The sequence below is a fragment of the Streptomyces sp. 150FB genome (genome assembly GCF_000818195.1).
Taxonomy (GTDB): Bacteria; Actinomycetota; Actinomycetes; order Streptomycetales; family Streptomycetaceae; genus Streptomyces.
The window spans coordinates 3,148,491-3,158,081 of the sequence record NZ_JTHL01000001.1; the positions used below are offsets into that span (position 1 = coordinate 3,148,491).

General features: G+C 71.1%; 8 protein-coding genes. 5 read left to right on the top strand and 3 right to left on the bottom strand.

What is annotated here, in order from left to right:
• From mtrB to mtnA, 3 genes are all read right to left on the bottom strand, one after another.
• Positions 1–1,933 (bottom strand): MtrAB system histidine kinase MtrB (gene mtrB, locus QR77_RS13350; protein WP_040021902.1); only part of this gene is annotated, 1,933 nt, incomplete at its 3' end.
• A gap of 1 nt (position 1,934) precedes the next feature.
• Positions 1,935–2,612 (bottom strand): two-component system response regulator MtrA, encoded by a 678-nt coding sequence (gene mtrA, locus QR77_RS13355; protein WP_040021903.1) that lies wholly within the window; start codon positions 2,610–2,612, stop codon positions 1,935–1,937.
• Between the two features lie 15 nt (positions 2,613–2,627).
• Positions 2,628–3,776: an S-methyl-5-thioribose-1-phosphate isomerase gene (gene mtnA / locus QR77_RS13360; protein WP_040021905.1), complete on the bottom strand. Its 1,149-nt coding sequence runs from the start codon at positions 3,774–3,776 to the stop codon at positions 2,628–2,630.
• Between the two features lie 275 nt (positions 3,777–4,051).
• On the opposite strand from mtnA, the gene QR77_RS13365 reads away from it, so the two are divergent.
• The 5 genes from QR77_RS13365 to QR77_RS13385 are packed head-to-tail and all read left to right on the top strand — an operon-like array spanning position 4,052 to position 9,512.
• On the top strand, positions 4,052–5,299 hold the full coding sequence (locus tag QR77_RS13365; RefSeq protein WP_040021907.1) for a glycerophosphoryl diester phosphodiesterase membrane domain-containing protein: 1,248 nt from the start codon (positions 4,052–4,054) through the stop codon (positions 5,297–5,299).
• 4 nt (positions 5,300–5,303) lie between these two features.
• Positions 5,304–5,996, top strand: a complete 693-nt coding sequence (locus QR77_RS13370; RefSeq protein ID WP_107068926.1) for a DUF4129 domain-containing protein — start codon at positions 5,304–5,306, stop codon at positions 5,994–5,996.
• Positions 5,993–7,204 (top strand): DUF4350 domain-containing protein, encoded by a 1,212-nt coding sequence (locus tag QR77_RS13375; protein ID WP_040021908.1) that lies wholly within the window; start codon positions 5,993–5,995, stop codon positions 7,202–7,204. The genes QR77_RS13370 and QR77_RS13375 overlap by 4 nt, the downstream gene beginning before the upstream one ends.
• Complete coding sequence (locus QR77_RS13380; RefSeq protein ID WP_040021909.1) at positions 7,201–8,184, top strand: MoxR family ATPase; 984 nt, start codon at positions 7,201–7,203, stop codon at positions 8,182–8,184. The genes QR77_RS13375 and QR77_RS13380 overlap by 4 nt, the downstream gene beginning before the upstream one ends.
• 17 nt (positions 8,185–8,201) lie before the next feature.
• On the top strand, positions 8,202–9,512 hold the full coding sequence (locus QR77_RS13385) for a DUF58 domain-containing protein (RefSeq protein ID WP_040021910.1): 1,311 nt from the start codon (positions 8,202–8,204) through the stop codon (positions 9,510–9,512).
• Positions 9,513–9,591 lie beyond the last annotated feature (79 nt).

Below are 9,591 nucleotides of genomic sequence, written 5' to 3' on the forward strand. Positions count from 1 at the left end.
TGCCCGGCAGGGCCGCCGGGTCCACCGCACCCGCCGAGGGCGCCGTACGGGGCGGCAGGGGCGCCCGGGGCGGCAGCGCCGAACGGTCCGTCCCCGGCTGGGCCGGCACACTCGCCAGCCGGTGCGCGTTCTCCATGAGCTCCCCCGACGCCCGGCTCTCGCGGCCCCGCCGCGAATCCTCGGGCTCCAGCGGTATCGGCGAACCGCGCAGCGACTCGTCCGCCGTACGCGGCAGGGTCAGCCGGAACTGGGATCCGCCGCCCGGCTCGCCCCAGGCCTGGAGCCAGCCGCCGTGCAGCCGCGCGTCCTCGACGGCGATCGACAGGCCGAGCCCCGTACCGCCGGTGGTACGCGCCCTCGCCGGATCGGCCCGCCAGAAGCGGTTGAATACCCGGGTGGCCTCGCCGGGCTTGAGCCCCACCCCGTAGTCGCGGACCGCGATCGCGACGGCCCCGCCCGCCACCGCCATCCGTACGACGACATCCCGGCCCTCGCCGTGCTCCACGGCGTTGACCACCAGATTGCGCAGCACCCGCTCCACCCGGCGCGAGTCCGCCTCGGCTATGACGGGCTGCTCGTCCCCGACGACCCGGATCCGGGTGCCCTTGCGCTCGGCCAGCGGTTCGGCGCCGCCGATCACCCGCCGTACGACCTGCCGCAGGTCGATCGGCTCGGCCTCCAGCGCGGCGGCCCCCGCGTCGAAGCGGCTGATCTCCAGCAGATCCGAGAGCAGCGACTCGAAGCGGTCGAGCTGGTCCCCGAGCAGCTCCGCCGAGCGGGCCGTCACGGGGTCGAAGTCGACCCGCGCCTCATGGATGACGTCGGCGGCCATCCGTACGGTCGTCAGCGGCGTCCGCAGCTCGTGCGAGACGTCGGAGACGAAGCGCCGCTGCATCCTGGACAGCTCCTCGAGCTGCTGGATCTTGAGCTGGAGGTTCTGCGCCATCTTGTTGAAGGCCTCGCCGAGACGCGCGATGTCGTCCTCGCCGGTGACCTTCATCCGCTCCTGGAGACGCCCTGTCGACAGCCGCTCGGCGATCCCGGCGGCCATCCGTACGGGCGTCACGACCTGCCGCACCACCAGCCACGCGATGCCGCCGAACAGCACGACCACGAAGAGTCCCGCCGTGGCGAGCGTGCCCTTGACGAGGTTGAGCGACTGCTCCTCCTGCGTCAGCGGGAAGAGGTAGTACAGCTCGTACGCGTTGCCGTCGACGTCGTTGAGCCGCTTGCCGATGATCAGACCCGGTTCCGGGTCTCTGGCGTCGGTGGCATCGGTGTACCGGATCTGGGCGTACGTCTCGAACTGGCCCGTGCCCTCGGCGACCGACGAGCGCAGGTCGTCGGGAATGCTCGTGAAGTCGACCCCGCCGGAGGCCCTGGGCGCGCGCTTGGTGGACGACCCCTCCTGCGAGTCGGCGCTCAGCGCCACCACGTTGAAGGCGCCGGGCCCGCCGCTGGCGAGCTGTTCGACCAGCTCGGTCCGCCAGGAGTTACGCCCGGGCCTGCCGCCCGCGCCGCCGTCGTCCTGCCCACCGGGCGCGGCCGCGGCGTCCGCCGTCTCCTTGGCCACGGTGAACCCGCCGGCCGCCTGGCTCTGCGCGGCCTTCTCCTTGGCTTCGAGCAGGCCGTTGCGCACCTGCCCGATGACCACGAACCCCAGCAGCAGCACCACACCGAGCGACAGGAACAGCGTGGCGGCGACCACGCGGAGCTGGATGTTCCGCCGCCACAGCCGTGCCGCCGGCAGCAGCGGACGCCTCACCCACCGCACGACAAGGCGCACGACGGGACCGCCGGGCGTACCGTCCTGGAGCAGCCGACCGCCCTGAAACAGCCGGCTGAACCACGAGGACGGACGCCCGGAACCGGCCGGCAGCCCCGCACGGACTCCCGGCTCCCCGGGCTTCGGAGCAGCGCTGCCGCCGGACATGTCAGCTCGGTCCTGCCTTGTAACCGACACCACGGACGGTCACCACGATCTCCGGCCGCTCGGGGTCCTTCTCGACCTTGGAGCGGAGCCGCTGGACATGCACGTTGACCAGCCGGGTGTCCGCCGCGTGCCGGTATCCCCACACCTGCTCCAGGAGCACCTCACGCGTGAACACCTGCCACGGCTTACGCGCCAGCGCGACAAGCAGATCGAACTCGAGCGGCGTCAGGGCGATCGACTGCCCCTCACGCTTGACGGAGTGACCCGCCACGTCGATGACCAGATCGCCGATGGCGAGCTGCTCCGGCGTCGGCTCCTCCGACCTCCGCAGCCGCGCCCGGATCCGGGCCACCAGCTCCTTCGGCTTGAACGGCTTGACGATGTAGTCGTCGGCCCCGGACTCAAGACCCACCACCACGTCGACCGTGTCGCTCTTGGCCGTGAGCATGACGATGGGCACTCCGGACTCGGCCCTGATGAGCCGGCACACCTCGATACCGTCCCGGCCGGGAAGCATCAGATCCAGCAGAACCAGATCCGGCTTGGCCTCACGGAAGGCGGCAAGTGCCTTGTCGCCGTCTGCGACGAACGACGGCTCGAACCCTTCACCACGCAGCACAATCCCGAGCATCTCGGCCAGTGCGGTGTCGTCGTCGACGACAAGGACGCGTCCCTTCATATCGACATCATCCCATTAGCTAATCGTTACCTGGCGTGACCTGGCACACAGCGCCGCGATTCCGTCCCCGGTCACCGGGGACAGCGCGCCGTACTCGGTGACGATCGCCGTCACCAGTTCTGGGGGCGTGATGTCAAAAGCCGGGTTGTACGCCTGCGTTCCCAGCGGCGCCACCGGCATCCCACTGCCCGTCTCCATTCCGGCCACCGCCATCTGCGGTGCCGTGACCTCCGTCACCTCCTGCCCCGGTCGTTGCTCCACTTCGATCGACGCCCCGTCGGGGGTGTTCAGGTCGATCGTCGTGGTGGGAGCCACCACGACGAACGGCACATGGTGATACTTGGCGAGGACGGCGAGCGGGTAGCTTCCCACCTTGTTCGCCACCGACCCGTCGGCCGCGATGCGGTCGGCGCCGATGAAAACGGCGTCCACCTCCCCCGCGGCGAAGAGCGAACCAGCAGCGTTGTCCGTGAGCAATGTGTACGCCATCCCGTTGCGAGCCGCCTCGTACGCCGTCAGTCTGGCGCCCTGGAGCAGCGGACGGGTCTCGTCCACCCACAGACGACGCAGCCGGCCGGCGCGGTGCGCCGACAGTGCCACGGCGAAAGCGGTGCCTTCCCCTCCGGAGACGAGCGCCCCGGTGTTGCAGTGGGTCAGGATCCGATGGTTGCCACCAGGCAGCAGTTCATCGAGGAGCGTAAGCCCAAACGTGGCCATCTGCGCGCTGGCCTCGGCATCCTCCCTGTGCAGCGCCTTGGCCTCGGCGAGCGCGGCGGCCGCCGCCTGCTCCAGATCCGCCCCCGCGTCGGCGGCTGCGCGGTACGCGTCACGCGCCCTGCGCACTCCGTAGCCGAGGTTCACCGCGGTGGGCCGCGCCTGGGCCAGGATCTCCGCCGCGTCCTCGACGTCGAAGCCCCGCGCCGCGGCGAGGGCCACCCCGTAGGCACCCGCGATGCCGAGCAGCGGGGCGCCGCGTACGACAAGCGTCCGGATCGCCTGCACCAGCGCCGGTACATCGGTGCAGACGAACTCGGCCTCCTCCGCAGGAAGCCTTGTCTGGTCGAGGAGGACCAGTACCGGCCCCTCCGGTGGCTCGTCCCAGCGAAGTGAGGGGAGCATCGAGGACTCCGCGCCGACAGGCGTTTGTACGTACTGATCAGCCATCCGCCCAGTCTGCCCGCTACCGCCACCACAATGAAGGCGGGAAGAAGGCGGATACGGAGATATCGCCCCCGCCCGGACCGGCGGACCCCGCCCCCGGTACGGACCGCGGTGCGGACGGCGGTACCGATGGTGCTATTTGTGCACAGGGCCAGGCCCACCGCCGGGCAACGCGTGGCACGATGGCTGCCGACCCGCCGCACCGCTCCCCGAACAGACGCTGTCGAAGCGCCGACTCGCCGAGCGGGCCCCGCAACCAATCCACGAGGTGGACCACCGTGAACGACACTCCGGGCTGGGCCTCGCCCGGATCTGCCCCGTCCGACGGCCAGGACAACAACGCCGGCGTGCCCAGGCCCGCCGGCCCCGCCGACGAGACCGGTTCTCCCTCCAAGTGGTCCAAGGCCCAGCCCCCGGCCGGACAGTGGTCCCAGCCGGCACCGCCGGCCCCACGGCAGGCGCCCGGCCAGTACGGCGGCCCCGGCGGAGGCGGAGCGCCCGGCTGGGGAGGTCAGAGGGGCCCGGGCTGGGGGCCGCCGCCGGCCGCCAAGCCCGGCGTGATCCCGCTGCGCCCGCTGGGGATCGGCGAGATCCTCGACGGCGCGGTCTCCACCATGCGTGCCCACTGGCGCACGGTGCTCGGTGTCACCGTCAGCGTTTCCGTGGTCACCCAGATCTGCCAGATGCTCGTCACGCGCTACCTGCTCCCGGAACCCCCGGACCTCGATCCGAACGCGGGCCCGTCGGAGGCGCTGGACCAGGCCGCCAGGTCCATGCAGTCGAGCCTTCTCTCTCTCGCCCCCACCATGCTCATCACACTGATCGGCACGCTCTTCACCACGGCGGTCCTCACCATGGTGATCAGCCGCTCGGTGCTGGGGCGTCCCGTGACGCTGAAGGAGGCGTGGCTGGAGGCCAAGCCCCGGCTCCCCCAACTGCTGGGGCTGACCCTGCTGTTGCCGGTGATGGCCGCCGCCATCCTGGCCGTCTGCGTACTGCCTGGCATCCTCGTGGGATCGCTCGCCGGAGTCGGACTCGTCACGCTGGGCGCGTTGGGCGGCCTTGTTGTCGTCCTGTGGCTGATGATCCGCTTCGCCCTCGCCTCCCCGGCCCTGATGCTGGAACGGCAAGGCGTCATGGCGTCCCTGCGCCGCTCCGCGAAGCTGGTGCGGGGCTCCTGGTGGAGGGTCTTCGGCGTCCTCTGCCTCGCCTACCTGATCACTCTGCTGGTCACGCTGATCATCGGGGTGCCCTTCAGCCTCGTCGCCATGGCGGCCGACGGATTCAGCTTCAGCAGCCTGCTCTCGGGCGACGTACCCGACTACGGCTGGGTCTACCTGATCATCACGGGCATCGGCTCGGTGATCGCCTCCTCGATCACTCTTCCCATCAACGCCGGTGTGACCGTCCTTCTCTACATCGACCGCCGCATCCGGCGGGAAGCCCTCGACCTCGACCTCGCGCGCGCCGCCGGTGTGCCGGTCCACGGCCCCGGCTCGCCCGGCGACGACGTCTCCAGGAGCTGATGCGGTGTTCATCACGGGGGGCGCGACCATGTCGCGGCTGATGATCCGTACCAGCGACGACATACCGGTGGACACCTCCCGCATACCCGCCCGCGAGGCGGCGGAGCGGGAGTTGTCCAAGCCCATGTACCACGAGCACGACCCGAACCTCCTCCAGCGCGCCATCGACGCCTTCATGCGGTGGTTCAGCGACCTCCTCGGCTCCGTCTCCGGTCTCACACCCGGGGGTGTGTTCGGGATCGTGGTCGCCCTCCTGATCATCGCGGCGCTGGTCGCCGTGCTCTGGTGGCGACTCGGCACACCGCGCCGCCCGGGGGTCGCCGTCGCGGGCTCGCTCTTCGAGACAGGTCCGCGCAGCGCGGCCGAGCACCGGGCCGCCGCCGAGACACACGCCGAGGCCCACCGCTGGAACGAGGCCGTCCAGGAACGGATGCGCGCCGTCGTCCGCTCCCTTGAGGAACGGGCCCTGCTCGACCCGCGTCCCGGCCGCACCGCGGCCGAGGCCGCCGCCGAAGCCGGCCTGCCTCTCCCCGAACAGGCCGCTCGGCTGCGGGCCGCGGCGCACGAGTTCGACGACGTCACATACGGGGGCCGGGCCGCGGACCAGCGGACATATCTGCGCCTGCGGGAGCTGGACCTCGATCTGGGCCGCGCGAAACCCCGGCTGAGCGCCACGGTCGGAGGACAGCCCGGATGACGTCCGTGTCCACCGCCGCCTCTACCCCCGCCTCTACCCCCGCCTCGACCTCCACCTCTCCCTCCGCCCGGCAGATCTGGACCCGGTTCCGAGGTCCGCTGCTCGTGCTCGTTGTGCTCCTGATCGCCGGGATCGTCATGGCCGCTCTGGGCTCCGGGGAACGGCACGGCCGGCTCGACCCGCGCTCCGCCGACCCGATCGGCAGCCGCGCCGTGGCCGAACTGCTCAAGAACAGCGGAGTGTCGCTCGATGTCGTCACCACACTCGACAGCGCCACCTCCGCCGCAGGCCCGGGGACCACGCTCCTCGTGACCGCCCCCGACCTGCTGACCGCCAGTCAGCAACGCACCCTGCGCGCCACAATGGTCTCCTCGGGAGGCCGCACCGTGCTCCTCGGCGCTGGACCTCCCTCGGTCAGCACCCTGGCCCCCGGGGTGCGGGCCGAGAGCCCGGTGCCTGTCGCCGCGCGTGCGCCGCACTGCTCCCTCGCCACGGCGGGCGAGGCCGGCACCGCAGACCTCGGCGGCGAGCGGTACAGCACCGATGCGTCCGGCGTCGACGCCTGTTACCCGAGCGGGGACGCACCGACCCTCCTCCGGGTCGCCGGCAGCACAGGTGACACGGTGCTGCTCGGCTCGCCCGACCTCCTCTACAACGAACGCCTCGCCAAACAGGGCAACGCCTCGCTGGCGCTCGGCCTTCTCGGTTCCCGTCCTCATCTTGTCTGGTACCTCCCTTCGCTCAGTGATGCCTCCGCCGCCGACGAGAGCGGCCAGAGCGGCTTCTTCGCCCTGATCCCTCCCGGCTGGCTCTGGGGCACGTTGCAGCTCTTCCTCGCCGCGGTGCTCGCGGCGCTCTGGCGCGCCCGCAGGCTCGGCCCGCTCGTGACGGAACGGCTCCCGGTCGCCGTCCGTGCCTCGGAGTCCACCGAGGGCCGCGCCAGGCTCTACCGCAAGGCCAACGCCAGGGACCGCGCGGCCGATGTTCTGCGCACGGCCACCCGCGACCGGCTGGCACCGCTCCTCGGCGTACCTCCCACCCAGGCACACGCCCCCGAGACCCTGCTCCCCGCTGTCTCGGCGCGGCTCCCGGGCGCCGAACGTGACCTCCCCACCCTGCTTTTCGGCGCGGCCCCGGCCGACGACGCCGCTCTCATCCGCCTGGCGGACCACCTAGACGCCCTCGAAAGAGAGGTACGCACCTCATGAGTGCCCCGACCCCAGAGACCGCTGTGGACTCGGACAGCGCCCGCGCTTCCCTGGAGGCCCTGCGCACCGAGATCGCGAAGGCGGTGGTCGGCCAGGACTCCGCTGTCACGGGGCTCGTTGTCGCCCTCCTCTGCCGGGGCCATGTCCTGCTCGAAGGAGTCCCCGGTGTCGCGAAGACCCTCCTGGTGCGGGCACTGGCCGCCTCTCTCGAACTCGACACGAAGCGCGTCCAGTTCACCCCTGACCTGATGCCGAGTGACATCACGGGCTCGCTCGTCTACGACGCCCGGACCGCTGAGTTCTCCTTCCAGGCCGGTCCTGTCTTCACCAATCTGCTGCTGGCCGACGAGATCAACCGCACGCCGCCCAAGACCCAGTCATCGCTGTTGGAGGCGATGGAAGAGCGACAGGTGACCGTCGACGGCACCCCTCGCCTGCTCCCCGACCCGTTCCTGGTCGCCGCCACGCAGAACCCGGTCGAGTACGAGGGCACCTATCCCCTCCCCGAGGCCCAACTCGACCGCTTCCTGCTGAAGTTGATCGTCCCGCTGCCGTCCCGCGAGGACGAGATCAATGTCCTGTCCCGGCACGCAGACGGGTTCGATCCGCGTGACCTCCGGGCCGCGGGGGTACGCCCCGTCGCGGGGCCGGCCGATCTGGAGGCGGCTCGCGCCGCGGTCGCGAAGACCGCTGTCTCGCCCGAGATCTCGGGCTATGTCGTCGATATCTGTCGTGCCACTCGCGATTCCCCCTCGCTCACCCTCGGCGTCTCCCCGCGAGGCGCCACGGCCCTGCTCTCCACCGCACGGGCCTGGGCCTGGCTCACCGGTCGCGACTACGTCACCCCTGACGATGTGAAGGCCCTGGCGCTGCCCACACTCCGCCACCGCGTCCAACTGCGCCCCGAGGCGGAGATGGAGGGAGTCACCGCCGACTCCGTCATCACCGCGATCCTCGCCCATGTCCCCGTGCCCCGATGAGGAGCTGACACCACCCCGTGGCCCTCACCGGACGAACAGCGCTCGTCGCCGCGCTCTGCTCTCTCCTCGTCGGCATCTCCATCCCGAGCTGGACGGGGATCTTCGCTGTCGACGGGCTGCTCGTCGTCGTAATTCTGTGCGACTACGCGCTGGCCGCGCCAGTGCGAAAGCTCCAATTCACCCGAACTGGTGATACGTCCGTTCGACTCGGCGAGAGCGCTGACGTCCATCTGACCGTCACCAACGTCTCCGGACGCCGCCTGCGTGCCGGGCTCCGCGACGCCTGGCCACCGAGCAGTTGGCACGCGGGCACCGAACAGCGGGCGTCACGGCACGAGTTGGACGTTCCGCCGGGTGAACGCCGGCGCCTCACCACACATCTCCGTCCGACCCGCCGTGGCGACCGCCACGCGGAGCGCGTCACCGTACGCTCGTTCGGACCGCTGGGCCTGGCCGCCCGGCAGGGCAACCACGAGGTGCCGTGGACCGTGCGCGTGCTCCCGCCGTTCACCAGCCGGAAGCACCTGCCGTCCCGGCTGGCCCGGCTACGGGAGTTGGACGGCCGTACCAGCGTCATGCTCCGGGGCGAAGGCACCGAGTTCGACAGCCTCCGCGCATACGTGCCCGGTGACGACACACGGTCCATCGACTGGCGGGCCACGGCACGCCAGTCGTCGGTCGCCGTGCGGACCTGGCGTCCGGAGCGCGACCGGCACATCCTCATCGTGCTCGACACCGGCCGCACCTCGGCGGGCCGGGTGGGCGACGTCCCACGTCTCGACGCCGCCATGGACGCCTCGCTGCTGCTCACCGCGCTCGCCTCACGCGCCGGCGACCGGGTGGGTCTGCTGGCCTACGACCGCCGCACACGCGCCCAGGTCCAGCGCCGCACCACGGCCGACGTCCTGCCCGCGATGGTGAACGCGCTCGCGCTGCTCGAACCCGAACTGGTGGAGACGGACGCACGCGGCCTGGCGTCCGCCACGCTCAAGAACGCCCCACGCCGCTCTCTCGTGGTGCTGCTGACGAGCCTCGACGCCGCTGCTGTCGAAGAGGGACTGCTGCCGGTACTGCCGCAGCTCACCCAGCGCCACACGGTGCTGGTCGCCGCGGTCGCCGACCCTCATATCGAAGAGATGAGCGCCGCACGAGGCACGCTGGAGGGCGTCTACGAGGCTGCGGCGGCCGCCCAGACCCAGGCACAACGTCGGCGTACGGCAGAGCAGTTGCAACGCCACGGCGTCACAGTCGTGGACGCGATTCCCGAGAAGCTCGCCCCGGCTCTGGCCGACGCGTATCTGGCGCTCAAGGCAGCGGGCCGGCTCTGAGGCGGGTGCGGCGGCAGCACCGGAAATCAAAGGGGTGCCGACCGCCGCTATCTCCGATATCTCTGATCTGAATGACCCC

What these genes read in the sequence shown, in the direction of transcription:
- QR77_RS13380 (WP_040021909.1), top strand. Translation starts at nt 7,201, where the DNA reads ATGAGTGCCCCGACCCCAGAGACCGCTGTGGACTCGGACAGCGCCCGC.
- QR77_RS13375 (WP_040021908.1), top strand. Translation starts at nt 5,993, where the DNA reads ATGACGTCCGTGTCCACCGCCGCCTCTACCCCCGCCTCTACCCCCGCC.
- mtnA (WP_040021905.1), bottom strand. Translation starts at nt 3,776, where the DNA reads ATGGCTGATCAGTACGTACAAACGCCTGTCGGCGCGGAGTCCTCGATG.
- mtrA (WP_040021903.1), bottom strand. Translation starts at nt 2,612, where the DNA reads ATGAAGGGACGCGTCCTTGTCGTCGACGACGACACCGCACTGGCCGAG.